At 43.1% G+C, this 15,691-nt stretch carries 13 protein-coding genes, 1 pseudogene and 1 riboswitch; of the genes and pseudogenes, 13 read left to right on the forward strand and 1 reads right to left on the reverse strand.

Annotated features, from left to right (window positions below; genetic code table 11):
• Positions 1-193: 193 nt before the first annotated feature.
• The gene (locus tag ACESON_RS12080) at positions 194-1,651 is read right to left on the reverse strand and encodes an IS1182 family transposase (protein WP_373110117.1); all 1,458 of its coding nucleotides are present in this window, start codon (positions 1,649-1,651) and stop codon (positions 194-196) included.
• Between the two features lie 540 nt (positions 1,652-2,191).
• Here ACESON_RS12080 and ACESON_RS12085 point away from each other — a divergent pair.
• From ACESON_RS12085 to ACESON_RS12145, 13 genes and pseudogenes are all read left to right on the forward strand, one after another.
• Positions 2,192-3,541, forward strand: coding sequence for an ABC transporter substrate-binding protein (locus tag ACESON_RS12085; RefSeq protein ID WP_373110119.1), 1,350 nt, complete (start codon positions 2,192-2,194; stop codon positions 3,539-3,541).
• Positions 3,542-3,666: 125 nt separating this feature from the next.
• Positions 3,667-4,551, forward strand: coding sequence for a carbohydrate ABC transporter permease (locus tag ACESON_RS12090; RefSeq protein WP_373110120.1), 885 nt, complete (start codon positions 3,667-3,669; stop codon positions 4,549-4,551).
• Positions 4,551-5,423: a carbohydrate ABC transporter permease gene (locus tag ACESON_RS12095; protein ID WP_373110122.1), complete on the forward strand. Its 873-nt coding sequence runs from the start codon at positions 4,551-4,553 to the stop codon at positions 5,421-5,423. Before ACESON_RS12090 ends, ACESON_RS12095 begins: the two co-directional genes overlap by 1 nt.
• A gap of 30 nt (positions 5,424-5,453) precedes the next feature.
• Positions 5,454-6,428, forward strand: coding sequence for a LacI family DNA-binding transcriptional regulator (locus ACESON_RS12100; RefSeq protein ID WP_373110124.1), 975 nt, complete (start codon positions 5,454-5,456; stop codon positions 6,426-6,428).
• Entirely contained in the window at positions 6,425-7,873 is a 1,449-nt protein-coding gene (gene gtfA, locus ACESON_RS12105; protein ID WP_373110126.1) for a sucrose phosphorylase, read from the forward strand. Before ACESON_RS12100 ends, gtfA begins: the two co-directional genes overlap by 4 nt.
• 24 nt (positions 7,874-7,897) lie before the next feature.
• Positions 7,898-9,421, forward strand: coding sequence for a serine hydrolase domain-containing protein (locus ACESON_RS12110; protein ID WP_373110128.1), 1,524 nt, complete (start codon positions 7,898-7,900; stop codon positions 9,419-9,421).
• 40 nt (positions 9,422-9,461) lie between these two features.
• Entirely contained in the window at positions 9,462-11,288 is a 1,827-nt protein-coding gene (locus tag ACESON_RS12115; RefSeq protein ID WP_373110129.1) for an alpha-amylase family glycosyl hydrolase, read from the forward strand.
• Between the two features lie 11 nt (positions 11,289-11,299).
• A complete protein-coding gene (locus ACESON_RS12120) occupies positions 11,300-12,034 on the forward strand; it encodes a glycerophosphodiester phosphodiesterase (protein WP_373110131.1) in 735 nt (244 codons plus the stop codon).
• A 12-nt stretch (positions 12,035-12,046) separates the two neighbouring features.
• The gene (locus tag ACESON_RS12125) at positions 12,047-12,865 is read left to right on the forward strand and encodes an alpha/beta hydrolase (protein ID WP_373110133.1); all 819 of its coding nucleotides are present in this window, start codon (positions 12,047-12,049) and stop codon (positions 12,863-12,865) included.
• Between the two features lies 1 nt (position 12,866).
• Positions 12,867-13,607, forward strand: coding sequence for an alpha/beta hydrolase (locus ACESON_RS12130; RefSeq protein WP_373110134.1), 741 nt, complete (start codon positions 12,867-12,869; stop codon positions 13,605-13,607).
• Between the two features lie 209 nt (positions 13,608-13,816).
• Positions 13,817-14,062, forward strand: a pseudogene (locus tag ACESON_RS12135) (integrase core domain-containing protein); the annotation flags it as partial.
• Positions 14,063-14,353: 291 nt separating this feature from the next.
• Positions 14,354-14,429: riboswitch (cyclic di-GMP riboswitch) on the forward strand.
• An 85-nt stretch (positions 14,430-14,514) separates the two neighbouring features.
• Entirely contained in the window at positions 14,515-14,682 is a 168-nt protein-coding gene (locus ACESON_RS12140; protein ID WP_373110136.1) for a hypothetical protein, read from the forward strand.
• A gap of 119 nt (positions 14,683-14,801) precedes the next feature.
• A complete protein-coding gene (locus ACESON_RS12145) occupies positions 14,802-15,674 on the forward strand; it encodes a response regulator (RefSeq protein ID WP_373110137.1) in 873 nt (290 codons plus the stop codon).
• Positions 15,675-15,691 lie beyond the last annotated feature (17 nt).

Genomic DNA, 15,691 nt, shown 5'->3' on the forward strand with positions numbered 1-15,691 from the left:
CCATAAAATAAACCTCCAAACTGGTAAGTCTATCTTACATCAATTTGAAGGTTTACACAAACTTTGGGATACTCCCCCTACCGCTCTAAATTTCAAATTTTAATGCACATATAAAATCCACCAGTCTAAATTTATTCTGGTGGATTTTATGTTCTTTCTATTGCTGATTTCTTGTCTTGCATGCGGATTCTTTTTATTTTTCACTTATCAGCTTAATAATTCTCTTGAGATTTACTGCAAATATAGCCATAGCTCCCTGCATTTCCATGCCAATAAGACCTGATGATGACGCAACGTCATAACCATGCCTATGTTTTAATTCACTATTTTTTGCCTCTATTTTATAGCGCTCTTTCGCCATTTCTTTGAAATGTGCAGTTTCCTGAAATTGAGCCTGCTCACTATGTGAATCACAAACTAATGTTTCTGTGTAGGTTTTCTTTTTTGCTCCTTCTTTATAACAGACAGCCTTATAAGGACATCTTTTACATTTTTCTATATCGAAAAAGTATGTCATTCGAGGATTCTTTCCTTCTGTTTTTCGCTTATCAAGATATTTATGAATCGCCAGATGTCCTGCTTTACATTGATACATTCCGGCATCTTTATTAAATTCAAATTCATCTGGCTTTGTACGATTCCCTTGGGTAACAATACTGTTTAACCGGGAGATAAGCTCATAATGATTATCCTTTGCAGCATCAATATTTTCCTTACTTGAATAGGCTTTGTCACCAATCACAGTTTCAACATTCATTCCCGCAGCTCTGCTTTTCCGAACCAAAGCTGGCAATTCTTTTCCGTCTACTTTTTCACCACTGGTAATGGTCGCAGCTGTAATAATTCGTTCCTCCGTCATAGCTATATGGGTTTTATATCCGAAGAAAGAGGTATCCGCTGTTTTGTGTCCAATCTTTGCATCGTTATCTTTTGAAGTTTCTAAATGTTCAAGATCATCCTTGACAGATTCCTCCAATAAATTTAGCTTTTCTTGCACTTTAGGGTAACTGCACACGTCTTCATTGTCTTTTACAATAGAAAGTAGTTGTTTGCAGTATTCCAACTCTTTTTCCAGAGAATCTTCCGTATTTTTGTTTGGAAATTTTTCCTTCATTGTTTCATCTACTTCGTAAACGGTACGGCGTAGGTTTTTTGATTGCTCTTGAAGTGTCTGTCGGAGTGTTTTTTGATTGTATCTTGATTTCGTATGAGTGGCATCTACGATAATAGATTTTGATTTTATTATTTTTTTATCCAATGCAATCTGAACCGTCTTTGAAATCAACATATCCAACAGATTCATATCTTTCAAACGTAGTTTACGAAATTTTGTCAAAGAACTGGGGTTAATAACAGTTTCTTCTGGTGCCATATCCAAAAAGTATTTAAATGACATATCATACTTAGAACGTTCTACGACATCAACATCAGATAAATCATAGATAGCTTTTAAAAGCAAGTACTTAAACATTCGAATAGGCGGAACTGCATTACGTCCATTATCAAGACAATATTTATCAAGCAATTCATCATAAATAAATTCAAAATCAACCAGTTCTTTTATCTGACGAAGCAGGTTGTCTTTTGGAACCACCAGTTCATATATTTCCATGTAAGGACTAAGTACTAATTTCTGCTGTTGTTCAATCATAAAAACACCGCCTATACTTGATATCTATATTATATCAAACATAGGCGGTACTATCTACTTTTTCAGTGCCCTCGATTGAGGGGCAGGGGAGTTGAATAGGCGAAGCCTATTTTTTATTTCGTTAGAAAGATTAAGGCTTGATTTATTGAGAAAATTGCAGAGATATATGAGACAGATATCTGTGAAAAATGTCGGTGATTCAGTCCTTTATTCTCTAAAAATGGAAACGATTAACACCAGCAAACGACACGATCATATAAAAAATACAAAAATATGTCAAATTATGCACATTCTGCGACAAAATAGCACATGAAAACCGTAAAAACAAAGATTATTAAATAAAAATCACTAAAATAATTTTATGAAAACGGTTGACATATGTGCAAAAAAGGTATATAGTAAAACCACAAGAAATAAACGAAACGGTTTTTGTGAAGATAGCATACTCCGGAGGGCATCTGACAAAAACAAATGTGGAAGGGTAACTGTGAAACTATTGAGCGGTTACGTGGAATGTATCAAAAATATGGAGGGTTAGTTATGAAATTAAGAAGATTTGCAGCTCTTTCAATGGCAATGGCGATGGCAGCAACTACAGCAGCAGGATGTTCCTCAGGACAGAAAACAACAGAGACAACTGCTGCAGAAACCTCTCCAGAAGCAGCTTCCAGTGAGGCAGAAAGCAAGGACGAACAGGCCGGATCATCTTTAGAAGGTGTAAAGATCACCATGATGAACAGCAAACCGGAGCTGGAGGATGCTTTTAATGAGGCTGCAAAGGAATTCCAGGATGCAACTGGTGTGGAGATGGAGGTCTATACCACAGATAAACCGGGAGAGGCAATTGCACAGAAGTATGCAGCTGGCGATCCTGCAACCCTGATGCTTTGCGATTATCCGAATGTTATGGATATTGCGGCAGAAAAACTTCTGGATTTAAGCGATGAGAAGTGGAGTGCAGACGGTGGTGATGCGTTAGGAGCAAAGCTTGATGGAAAACTGTATGGTTTCCCATTCTGTGTTGAAGCATTTGGCCTTCTTTATAACAAAACTGCCATTGAGAATATTATTGGTAAAGAGTTTAATCCAGATGATTATCAGACCTTAGATGAGTTTAAAACACTTTTAGATGAATTAAAAGCAGGTGGTATGGAGACACCGGTGATTTTAAACTCCGAGGATTGGTCCATTGGACAGCATTTCATTCAGTATACATATAAGATGCAGACCGGCAAGAAAGAAGATGCACAGAAGTTATTCGAGGATGTAAAAGCAGGTAATGCGACGTTTGAGGATAATGCAGTATTTAATGCAGTATTTGACACACTGGATGTCTTAATTGATGATAATATCAATAAAGCAGATCCACTGGCAGCAGATTATGACCTGAATGCAAGCTATTTAGCGGAAGGTGAGGCAGCATTCTGGTTAAATGGAAGCTTTGCATGGCCAGACACAAAAGAATATGTTGATGGTTCCATGGAATATGGCATTATGGCTTATCCTGTTAATGGTGATTTTCCATCTGTAGGAAAGATTAATGCAAATGCAACCAAGTTCTTTGCAATTGATAATGTAAAAGCAACTCCAGAACAGCAGGAAGCAGCAAAAGAGTTCTTAAACTGGCTGGTATATGATGAGGCTGGGCAGAAGGTATTGGTTGAGAAATGTGAGATCGTTCCGGCGTTTACCAATATTACTTTGGATCTGACAAATGATTTTAATAAGGGTGTAAAATCCTATGTTGATCAGGGAAGAACCAATGAGTATGTACCGCTTCCTTCTGATCACAGAAGCAGCCTTGCAGCGTATATGCAGAAATATCTGGCAGGTGAGATCGACAGAACAGAAGTAGCAAAACAGATGGATGAGTTCTGGAAAACCCACTAAAGCCCACTAAAACTCATGATTGACTGGAGACAGGCGTGGTTTCGGAGAGATGTCTCCCGAAACCACGCTTTTTCTATCATCGGAGCTGCCGATGACGGAATAGAAATGGTAAAGGAAGAAAAAGTATGAAAAGTAAAGAAAAATTCAGCAGTAAATTAGGTACCTTTCTGCTATTTGCAGGACCTGCAGTGATTTCGTTTGTTCTGGTGGTTATGCTTCCGATGGTTTATGGAATCTATCTGACCTTCACAAGCTGGGATGGATTCAGTGATGCAAAACCATTTGTCGGCATTGCGAATTATATCTCTGTGTTTAAAGACGTTGCTTTCTGGACTTCCCTCTGGATCACAGTAAAATATGTATTTTTATCCGTTATTTTTATTAATGTGATTGCATTCTGCTTGGCATATCTTTTGACCAGCGGGATCAAGGGACAGAATTTCCTTCGTGCAGGCTTCTTTACACCAAACCTGATCGGTGGAATCGTTCTGGGATATATCTGGCAGTTTATTTTTTCTAGGGTACTGGTGGATTTGAACAGCATTTTAAATCTTCCGATTTTTGCAAAATCCTGGCTTTCTTCCCCACAGGGAGCCTTTGCTGCCATGGTGATCGTAACAACCTGGCAGTATTCTGGATATATGCTGTTGATCTATATTTCTGGTTTTGTAAGCGTACCTCAGGATCTGATCGAGGCAGCAAAAATCGATGGAGGAACCTCCGGCCAGATCACCAGACATATCACGATGCCGATGATGGTACCAGCATTTGTTACCTGTATTTTCCTGTCTCTGACCAGATGCTTTAAGGTTTATGACCTGAACCTGGCGTTGACGGCAGGTGGTCCTTATGACAGTACCAAGATGGCAGCTATGCACATTTATACGCAGGCATTTGAGAATCATCTGTATGGAATCGGACAGGCAGAAGCGCTGGTATTATTCCTGGTAATGGGTATTATCGCCTTTATCCAGATTTCAGTAGGAAAGTCAAAGGAGGTTGAGGCATAATGGCAAAAGAGGTAAAATCAGTTCAGGTAGGCGGCACAAAAAAACTGGTTATGGATGTAGTTAAGACCATTTTTGTTGTCTTTATGTTTTTGTTTTATATGATGCCATTTATTTTGGTCATTATCAATTCCTTGAAGAGAAAGGTTAATATTGTTAAAAATCCTTTGATGCTGATTGATGACAAAGGAGCCCAGCTTGTTAACTATGTGAAGGCATTTACGGAAATGGATTTTGGAGCTGCATTCTTTAATTCCATTTTGATAACAGGTGTCAGTGTATTCCTGATCCTGTTATGCTCATCCATGGCTGCATATTTATTTGTGAGAACCAATTGGCTGGCATGCCGGATCTTCTTTGCACTGATCGTGGCTTACATGGTAGTTCCCTTCCAGGTTATCATGATTCCGCTGGTTTCTATTTACGGTAATATTTTTGGAATCTTAAATTCCAGGGCGACATTGATCTTTATGAACCTGGGATTCGGAACGGGTATGGCCATATTTATGTGTCATGGATTTATTAAAACAAATGTTCCTATGGCATTGGAGGAGGCAGCAAAAATCGATGGTTGTACCAGATTACAGATTTTCTTTAAAATTGTACTTCCACTGATGAAGCCAATTTTATCAACCATCACAATTTTAAATACGTTAGGTCTTTGGAATGACTATCTGTTACCAAACCTGGTATTAGGAAAGAAAGCATTGTACACATTGCCGTTGGCGATCCGTACCTTCTATGGAACATTCTCCAATGACCTTGGAAAAATCATGGCTGCACTGGTTATGATCGTGGCACCAATTATTGTGGTGTACATCTTCCTTCAGAAATACATCATCGGCGGAGTTGTGGCAGGTGCAGTAAAATCGTAAAAGCAGCAGCCTACAGAAAGGACAGAATTTATGGCTACGATTAAAGATGTTGCCAGTAAGGCAGGAGTATCGATCACAACCGTGTCCAGAGTCATGAACGACAGAGGACCTTTAAGTGAGGCGACGAAAAAGGCGGTTCATGATGCGATGGAGGAATTGGGATATTTTCCAAATGATGTAGCCCGCGCACTTGGAAAAAACAGTCTGAATATCATGGGATTGATCGTACCTACGATTAAGCATCCTTTTTTTGGCGAACTGGTGCATGCGTGTGAGGATGAAACCTATCGCCGTGGTTATAAATTGATGGTAGTTGCTTCTGATTATAATGAAGAAAAAGAAAAACGCTGCATGGATATTTTAAGAAGAAATATGGTGGATGGAATCTTTTATGCGTCACATTTTCTGAGCAGAGAATTTTTGGAGGAGCTTCGGGTTCCGGCAGTGACGCTGAATAACGAGTTTTCCGGTCTTCCTGTGATCCATTCGGATGATGTCCAGGGCGGTTACATGACAGCCCGCCATCTGATCGGAAAAGGCTGTAAACGTATGGTCCACATCAGTGGACAGCAGGATCTGCATCTGTCGGCGGATGCAAGAATGACTGCGTTTATAAAAGAATGTGAACGGCAGGGCGTGGCCTGTAAGGTATATTCCGCCAGTGAGCAGATGCTGTGGGATATGGAATATATGCCTTTGATCAACCGGATTTTTATGGAAAATCCGGATATGGACGGAATTTTTGCAAGCTCAGATATCATTGCAGCCCAGTGTATCCAGATGGCGGGAACCTTGGGATACCGGATTCCGGAGGATATCAAAATTGTTGGATATGATGATATTTGTCTCAGCCGTCTTTTATATCCGCCGCTGACAACGGTCCATCAGGATATTAAAGGGCTGGCAAAGACAGCGATGGATACGGTTGAGGAGCTGATCGAAGGGAAACAGGTGCCGGAAAGCCAGGTGGTTTCTGTGTCTTTTGTAGAAAGGAAAACGACATGAGTTTTAAGAAAGTAAGTAATCAGATCATGCTGATCACTTATGCGGACAGCATGGGAAAGAATTTAAAGGAACTGGAAGAGATTTTAACAACACAAGTAAAGGGAGCCATTGGCGGACTGCATATCTTACCGTTTTTTCCATCTTCTGCAGACCGTGGATTTGCGCCAATGACTTACCGGGAAGTAGATCCGGCCTTTGGTGACTGGGAGGATATTGAGCGTCTGGCATCGAAGTATTATCTGATGTACGACTATATGATCAATCACGTATCTGCCCACAGTCCGGAATATCTGGATTATCTGGAGAAAAAAGATGAGTCAGAATACCGGGATTTCTTTATCCGTTTTCAAGATTTCTGGGAAAACGGATATCCGACACAGGAACAGCTGGAAAAGATCTATAAGAGAAAGGCCGGTGGTCCGTCTGTGAAGGCAGAGTTTGCAGATGGGAGCAGTGAACTGATCTGGAGTACCTTCAGCTCAGAACAGATCGATCTGGACTGCAGCCAGCCAAAGGTAAAAGAATTTATCCGTAAAAATCTGGAATTCCTGGCAAAACATGGCGCGGCTTTGATCCGGCTGGATGCATTCGGCTATGCGACCAAGAAGCCCGGAACCAGCTGCTTTTTCCTGGAACCGGAGGTCTGGGACCTGTTAAAGGAAACTCAGGATATGATGGCGCCGTATGGGATCAAAGCGCTTCCGGAGATCCATGAGACATATTTTACCCAGTTAAAGCTGGATGCCAGAGGATATGATGTGTATGATTTTGCACTGCCGCTCCTGGTATTGCAGGCATTGTATTTTGGCGATGCCATTTATCTGAAAAACTGGATGAAGATCTGTCCGAAGCACCAGTTTACAACATTGGATACCCATGATGGGATCGGGGTAATGGATACTTATCATCTTATTCCGGATGATGAAATTGACCGGACACTGGAGAGGCTGTATGAGATCAGCTCTGTCACAAAGGGCATCAGCACCAAATCCTCTCATACTTATTTTGATGCATATCAGGTGAACTGTTCTTATTTCTCTGCTCTGGATGAGGATGAAAATGTGTATCTGTTAGCCAGGGCGATCCAGTTTTTTACACCTGGCATTCCGATGGTCTATTATATGGGCATGCTGGCAGGGGTTAATGATCTGGAGCTGTTAAAAAAGACTGGTGGCGGCCGTGATATTAACCGGAGATATTACACAAAAGAGCAGGCTGAGGAAGCATGCAGGCAGCCGGTGGTACAGAAATTGCTTCGTATGATGGAGCTGCGAAATACTCATCCAGCTTTTGATGGAGAACTCCGGATTTTAGACAGCGATCCTTATACACTTTCTGTCTGCTGGAGCAAAGAGCAGGAATGGGCACAGCTGGATGCGGATCTCCGGACAAAAGAATGGAAGATCGTTTATACGGAACAGGGAAAAGAAAAAGCTTTTGCATAGAATCAGGAGGCAAGTGAGGAGAATATGGAAAGTAGATTGGAGCGCTGCAGCTTAAAGGAAGCGGGAATTTCTGCTTCTGGGGTACAAAAATTTCTGGATGAGATCCAGGCCGGAGGCTACCACCTTCACAGCCTGATGCTTACCCGTCACGGAAAAGTGGCATACGAGTGCAGCTGGAAGCCATATCAGATGGATGAGGTACATCTGATGCATTCTTTCACGAAGGGCCTGGCGGCGACTGCCATTGGTATTCTGGAGGGAGAGAAGCGGATATCACTGGAGGATTCTCTGATCTCTTATTTTCCAGAATATCAGGTGGATGACCAGGACGGAAAATTGGAGCAGATCACGATCCGGACCCTGCTAACGATGAGCAACGGTCATCCGGATGTTCCGGACCGTCATGGGTGTGATGATGAAGTCCGTACTTTTTTAGAATATCCGATCGTGCATGAACCGGGAACCGTGTTTATGTATGATTCGATGGGAACCAATATGCTGGCGGCAGTTGTGAAACGTGTGACCGGCTATAATCTGTTCCAGTTCTTGCGGTTCCGGGTTTTAGAGCCAATGGGAATCTATGGAGTGGACTGTGACAGCTGTACTTCCGGAAAAGACCAGGGCGGCGGCGGAAGCCGTCTGAAGACCGAGGATATGGCCAAGATCACGATTCTGTATTTAAATAAAGGAAAATGGAATGGAAAGCAGCTGGTTCCAGAGGACTGGATCGAACGGATGACAACGATGCAGTTTGAGAAGAGCATGGATGCTTCAAATCCGGACTGGGAGGACTGGAAGTGCGGATATGGTTTCCAGGTATGGATGTGCCAGATACCAAACACCTTCCGGTTTGACGGCATGTTTGGACAGTTTGGCATCGTGCTTAAGGATTACGATGCGTCTGTTGTGACGACCTGCGGCGAGGCATATACAGAAGCAGTGCTGCGGCTGGTCTGGAAATATCTGGTTCCGGCCATGAAGGGCGCAGATGAGGATTCCGAACAGACAGAACGGGAACTGGAACAAAGAAAAGCATCGTTACATATTGCGTGGCCGCTGGAGCATGAGACGACTCCTGCGCAGACAGAAAAGCTCTGGACAGAGCTTCTTGGAAAAACGATCGTGTTTCCGGAAAACCAGGTGTCGGTGCTGGCAGAAAGCCGAGTGAACAACTGCTATACCTCGACCTGGACAGAACAGCACAGAACTGGTATCCAGTCGCTTCGGCTGGAACAGACAGATGACGGGATCGTGCTTTGCTTTGAAGATAACTGCAACCGCGGAAGACTCCCGGTAGGAGATGGGGCGGAGCCCAAACGGGGGCTTCTCTGTTCCCTGTGGGGAGATTATGAGGTGTGGACGGCTGCAAGGTGGCTTTCAGATGGAAGACTTTGCATGCAGATCCGTATGGTAAATGGAGAATACTATCAGGTATTTACCATGAAAAAGGAGAACGATGGCATCGTTGTGCAGATCTACAGTGGTCCATGGGACAGAAGGGTTGGAAGACCGGAAGGAAAAGAATATCACTGCAGCCTTTTGCAGTAACAATGCCAGACAATTCTGAAATGAAATTGAGGTTTATGGTATGAAAAAAGAGGAAGAGATTTATGAAGCAAGGTTTCAAAAGCATATCGATGAGTTGAAATGGCTTTATATGGAATTGTATGACGTTCAGGAGCATTTTGATGAATTGTGCGCTTCTATGAAACAATTCTATGACACCAGGAAAAAGGTATTAAAAGCTTCTGATCTGACCCGGGAGGCAGACCCGGATTGGTATAAGGGAAGCGATATCCTGGGCATGATGATGTACACGAAGATGTTTGGAGGCAATTTAAAAGGGGTTAAGAAGCATCTGGATTATTTAAAGGAGTGCGGGATCAATTATCTTCATCTGATGCCACTGATGGAATCTCCGAAGGACCGTTCTGACGGTGGATACGCAGTGGCAGATTTCAGAAAGGTACAGCCGGAGCTGGGAACGGTCCGGGATCTGGAGTCACTGGCTTCGGAATGCCGGAAACAGGGGATCAGCATCTGCCTGGATTTTGTCATGAACCATACTTCCGAAGATCATGAGTGGGCAAAGCGTGCAAGAGCAGGGGAAAAAGAGTACCAGGACCGCTATTTCTTTTATGATAACTGGGATATCCCGTCACAGTTTGAAAAAACAGTCCCGCAGGTATTTCCAACCACAGCTCCTGGTAATTTCACCTGGCTTCCGGAGATTGAGAAAGTGGTCATGACCACGTTTTATCCCTATCAGTGGGATCTAAATTATGCGAATCCTGTGGTTTTCAATGAGATGATGTATAATTTCCTGTATTTTGCAAATCTGGGCATTGATATCATCCGGATCGATGCGGTTCCGTACATCTGGAAAGAGCTTGGAACCTCCTGCAGAAATCTGCAGAAGGTCCATACGATCGTCCGGATGATGCGTATGATCGGTGAGATCGTGTGTCCTGGAATTCTGCTGCTTGGTGAAGTGGTGATGGAACCGGAAAAGGTCGTGCCTTATTTTGGAACGCCAGAGAAGCCGGAGTGCCATATGCTCTACAATGTGACGACCATGGCAACCATCTGGAACACTGTGGCAACGAAGGATACCAGACTTCTGGAAAAACAGCTTGACAGTGTGTATCATCTGCCGGGCGAATATACCTTCCTGAATTATCTGCGGTGTCATGATGATATCGGCTGGGGACTGGATTATGACAGTCTTGGAGGCTGGGGCATGGATCAGGTGGCCCATAAGCAGTTCTTAAATGATTTCTTTACAGGAAAATATAAAGAAAGCTTCAGCAGAGGTGTTCTCTATAATGATGATCCGGTCAGCAGAGATGCCCGTTTCTGCGGAACAACTGCCTCCATGTGTGGGATTGAGGAGGCTTTGGAGAAGCAGGATGAAGGAAAAATGGATCAGGCGATCCGCCTGGATCTGATGCTGCATGGATTTATGCTGCAGCAGTCCGGAATCCCGGTGATCTACAGCGGAGATGAGGTCGGCGCATTAAACGATAACCATTATAAAGAGGATCCGGAGAAGGCAGAGGATTCCCGTTATATCCACAGAGGCCAGTTTGACTGGAAACTGACAGAGAAGATTCCGCAGGAGGGAACGGTCCAGAACCGTATCTTTTATGGTCTTCGCAGGATGGAAGAGATCCGCATGGAGCATGAAGTATTTTCTTCCGATGCGCTTGCAAGAACCATGGATATGGAGGATGATTCGATCCTTGGCATTCTGCGGACAGGAGAGACCGAAGAGATGCTTGGCGTTTATAATTTCAGTGATGCTCCGAAAAAGGTTTCGCTGCAGGAAACATGGACAGATCTGTTAAATGATGAAACATATGATACAGAGCTTTCATTAAAGCCTTATGACTTTAGGTGGATGATCAGAAAGTGAGGGAAAGCAGAATGAAGGTAATGGCACACAGAGGCTACAGCGGAAAGTATCCGGAGAACACGATGCTGGCCTTTGAAGAGGCAGCAAAAACCGGTGCAGTCGGAATTGAGCTGGATGTTCAGCTGACGAAGGATGGACAGGTGGTGGTGATCCATGATGAGAGGATCGACCGTACCACAGACGGAAGCGGATGGGTAAAGGACTATACCTATGAAGAATTAAAAAAATTCAATGCCGCCAGGGTAAAAGGTGATCAGTTTGGATTTCAGCCGATCCCATCCTTTGAAGAGTACTGTGCCTGGGCAAAGAACCAGTCATTGTTTACCAATGTGGAATTAAAGACCAGCATCATTTATTATCCGGAGATCGAAGAGAAAACGATCGCTCTGATCCGCAAGTATGGTCTGGAGGATCGGATCATCTTTTCGTCATTTAACCATTTGTCAATCCTGAGGATGAAGGAACTGGCCCCGGAAATCCCTTGTGGTGCTTTAGTTGGTGACCGGGGATTAAAATATGCAGGATTTTATTGTGAACGCTTTGGATTTGAATTTTATCATCCGGATTTCGCAACCCTGACAGAGGAGGATGTAGAGGAATGTAAGGCGCATGGGGTTGGTATCAATGCGTGGACAGTCAATGGCATGGAAGGGCTGGAGAAACTGGTGGAATGGGATTGTGAAGGAATTATCACAAACTACCCGGACGTTCCTGTGAAATATTTCAAAGCAAGGAACAATGATTAGGAGGGATCACTCATGGCACTGATGCATATCAATTTTCATTCGGACGTTTTAAATATGGATACCAAGATCTGTGTGATCATGCCGCAGCGGATGCAGGGAATCGGACTGGCAGGAAGCGAGGACAGTGAAAACTATCCTGTTCTGTGGCTTCTTCATGGGCGGAGCGATGATGATACCATATGGATGCGGAGGACTTCGATCGAGCGCTATGCGGCACCTCTTGGCATCATGGTCATCATGCCGGAAGTCAGCTACAGCCGTTATCTGAATATGGTACATGGTCCAAGGTATTTCGATTACATATCCAGAGAACTGCCGGAATTCTGCGAAAAACTGTTCCCGAAGATGAGCCGGAAGCGGGAGGACCATTATATTGCCGGTCTTTCTATGGGCGGCGGCGGTGCGATGTGGGTAGGGCTGCAGAAGCCGGAGCAGTACGGTACGATCTGCATGCTCTCCACAGGAGGGATTGCTCCTTTAGAGGGTCTGTGGCGTTCTAAGAGCGGAGATGATATCTTTTACCGCAAATGTAACGAGGATATCTATGGAACGCCGGATTCTGACAGTCTGGCCGGAACAGAGTACGATATCCTGAAGCTGATCCGTGAGACAGAAAAGAAGCATCCGGTTGTTCCGAAGGTATATCATGCCATGGGAACAGAGGATGTCCGTTATCCGGTGGCGATGAAGATCAAGGAAACCTTTGAAAGTATCCCTGGAAATCCATATAATTATGAATACCACGAGGGTCCGGGAGTCCACGAGTGGGTCTTCTGGGATGAGTGGATCCATCATTTTCTGGATACTGTCGTACAGAAAGGAGGTCAATAACATGGCTCTGATCCTGAATCATTTTTATTCTTCAGCACTGACAGAATGTAATTCCATGACGGTTATCGCTCCTGTGGAGACATGGCCAGACAGAAAATTTCCGGTATTATGGCTGCTTCCGCCGGTTGGAATGGATCATACTGCATGGCAGCGACATACCTGGATCGAAGAAATGGCAGAGAAAAAGGGAATCCTTGTGGTCATGCCGGATATGAAATTAAGCTATGGACTGGATATGAAATACGGATTTGCGTATGAGAAGATGCTGACCCAGGAGCTTCCTGAGCTGATTTCAGATTATTTCCCTGTGGACTTAAATAACCAGATGATCATCGGTGTAAAGGAAGGCGGGTATGCAGCGCTGCGGGCGGCTTTTCGACATCCGGAACAGTATCAAATGGCTGCATCCTACAGCTGTGGTTCTCTGACAGAAGAGAGGGTTCCGGAAGAACTTCATAAGCAGGTAGAGAATGCATTCGGAACCTGGAAGCTGGAAGAACTCCGGGGTACAGAATATGATCTGAATACACTTTTCGAGAATCTGCCGCTTGAGAAACATGGAGAGATTTCCTTAAAAATATGTCTGGAGTATTCCAAAGAGGATGCCTATGCAGCTTCTGCGGGGATTCTGGCAGAAAAATTGAAGCATAGTCCAGTGGTGAAACAGAGAATCCGTGTTTCAGAGCATGAGATGAACTGGAAGCAATGGATGGATGCATTGGAAAGAGAAGAGATAGGGTAACAGTAGAAAAAGGACATCTGATCGTGTGATGGAAGAGCTTGCCATCACACAAACAGATGTCCTTTTGATGTGGTATAAAAAAAGTTGACACCTCATTCTCAAGGATTTGAGATATAATCAAGAGGATAAGGAGAGTGGACAAAATGGCAGGAAACAGACAATATGACCATGAATACAAAGTACAGGCGGTGAAACTCGCTAAAGAAATTATGAACAGCGCAGGTGGCAGGTGCCACGATAATGCCCGGTGTGAGAGCATGTGGGCAAGAATGAAAACAGAACTGCTATATGATCGTTATGATACAGAGAAAATGACTACGGATGAACTTAAGACAATCATCTGGAGATATTTCACCAGTTACTGGAATAACAGGAGGATCTGCTCCACTAATAGAGGTCTTCCCCCAATGATCAAAAGACAACAATATTACGATTCCCTGAAGGAAGTAGCATAGGGTTCAAAATCCTTGAGGAAAATGTGTCAACTAATATTGACAATATCATTCAGAGAATCTGACAGAAGAGCAGAAAGAAGTTCTAGGGATATGGAACGATCTGAGTACAAATGAGCAGGAAACAGTAATGTCAATGCTGCGTGGACTTCGGAAGTAGGAGAACAGTTCGGTATATGTATCGACTGTTCTTTTTTTGTTTTTGAACGTTAAAACGGTAATGTTTTTCTTGTGCAAAGTGGAGTGAGGAAGTATAATAAAATTAATTTTTTTGTATGATTTTAAAAGTTTTAAAAGGATGATTGGCAAACCAGATGAAAGTCTGGGACGCAAAGCTACAGGGCCTGTAAAATGGCAGCCAGTTGCATAAAATGAGATGCACTGTCTGTTTGACAGTATTTTTTTGAGGAATTCATTTATCAACTGGAGATACGGCAGAAGATAATAAGCTGAATATGGAAATTGCTGAATTTGTGCTTCGGAATGAAGGTACTGATGTGACAAAAGCATGGAATGGCCAGAATGTTGTTGAGCTATTCAGAAAAGGTGAATCTGGTGAATTTGTTGTTATTCTTATGGACATTATGATCTGGTCTCTGGACAGAGAGGATGCAAAGATATGATCATTGCCATGACAGCAAATGCGTTCAAGGAGGACGGAATAAAAGCAAAAAAAGCAGGAATGCTATAAAGCTATCGGAGATAGTTCTGAAATCAGGCTGAAGGATACAGGGTGAGGAATATGAAACAGTTAATAATACCAGAAAAAGTACAAAAAGAGATGCTTGCAGATTTTATGAGCATGGGGGAAACCAAGGGGCTGATCGGCGGATATTGTGAGGATGAGTTTCCGATTTACTATGCCAATGAAGAAATGGCATTGATGCTTGGTTACGATACAGTGGAAGAACTGGTTGAAGCAATTGATGGAAAAGTTATTCATACGATTCATCCTGATGACAGAGAACAGGTCATAAAAGATATCGGGGGCAAGTACTATGAGGGATTAACCTATGAGACCACATATCGTATGCCGCGAAAAGACGGATCCTGGTTCTGGACGGTTGATAAAGGAAAAGTCATACGGACAGATGAGGGGAAACTGGCGATTATCAGCGCCTGCTATGATATGACGTCTTTCGTGGAACGGCATAAGAAACTGGAAGAGCAAAATATCCTGTCGCAGGCGACAATCAATCAAATATCTGGTGGTTATCACAGATGTTCTCTGGAAGAAGGTCATCCATTCTTATATATCAGTGACAGGTTTCTTTCTATTCTTGGCTGGACCAGAGAAGAGATCAAGACAATATTTGATAATGATAATAAGGAGGCTGTGGATATTGTTTCCCAGTCAGTTCCAGGCAGATTTGATTTTATTTTTATGGACATCATGATGCCGGTAATGGATGGATTAGAAGCAGCCAGACAGATAAGGAAATTGAACCGTGTAGATACAAAAGAGATACCAATCATTGCCATGACAGCTAATGCATTTCAGGATGATATCAGGGAGTGCATAGTTGCCGGAATGAATGCACATATTGCAAAACCCATTGACAGTAAAAAAATAGAGGATACTTTGCAAATGGTTTTAAATCAGAAAATACAGTAAGACAATTTCGATTGCCG

The organism is Lachnoclostridium sp. Marseille-P6806, assembly GCF_964238185.1.
Classification (GTDB): domain Bacteria; phylum Bacillota; class Clostridia; order Lachnospirales; family Lachnospiraceae; genus Brotaphodocola.

Excerpts from the sequence above, each read along its gene's own strand:
- ACESON_RS12100 (WP_373110124.1), top strand. The coding sequence starts at position 5,454 with ATGGCTACGATTAAAGATGTTGCCAGTAAGGCAGGAGTATCGATCACA.
- ACESON_RS12130 (WP_373110134.1), top strand. The coding sequence starts at position 12,867 with ATGGCTCTGATCCTGAATCATTTTTATTCTTCAGCACTGACAGAATGT.
- ACESON_RS12125 (WP_373110133.1), top strand. The coding sequence starts at position 12,047 with ATGGCACTGATGCATATCAATTTTCATTCGGACGTTTTAAATATGGAT.
- ACESON_RS12145 (WP_373110137.1), top strand. The coding sequence starts at position 14,802 with ATGAAACAGTTAATAATACCAGAAAAAGTACAAAAAGAGATGCTTGCA.
- ACESON_RS12115 (WP_373110129.1), top strand. The coding sequence starts at position 9,462 with ATGAAAAAAGAGGAAGAGATTTATGAAGCAAGGTTTCAAAAGCATATC.
- ACESON_RS12120 (WP_373110131.1), top strand. The coding sequence starts at position 11,300 with ATGAAGGTAATGGCACACAGAGGCTACAGCGGAAAGTATCCGGAGAAC.
- ACESON_RS12110 (WP_373110128.1), top strand. The coding sequence starts at position 7,898 with ATGGAAAGTAGATTGGAGCGCTGCAGCTTAAAGGAAGCGGGAATTTCT.
- ACESON_RS12080 (WP_373110117.1), bottom strand. The coding sequence starts at position 1,651 with ATGATTGAACAACAGCAGAAATTAGTACTTAGTCCTTACATGGAAATA.
- ACESON_RS12140 (WP_373110136.1), top strand. The coding sequence starts at position 14,515 with ATGGAAATTGCTGAATTTGTGCTTCGGAATGAAGGTACTGATGTGACA.
- ACESON_RS12095 (WP_373110122.1), top strand. The coding sequence starts at position 4,551 with ATGGCAAAAGAGGTAAAATCAGTTCAGGTAGGCGGCACAAAAAAACTG.
- gtfA (WP_373110126.1), top strand. The coding sequence starts at position 6,425 with ATGAGTTTTAAGAAAGTAAGTAATCAGATCATGCTGATCACTTATGCG.
- ACESON_RS12090 (WP_373110120.1), top strand. The coding sequence starts at position 3,667 with ATGAAAAGTAAAGAAAAATTCAGCAGTAAATTAGGTACCTTTCTGCTA.
- ACESON_RS12085 (WP_373110119.1), top strand. The coding sequence starts at position 2,192 with ATGAAATTAAGAAGATTTGCAGCTCTTTCAATGGCAATGGCGATGGCA.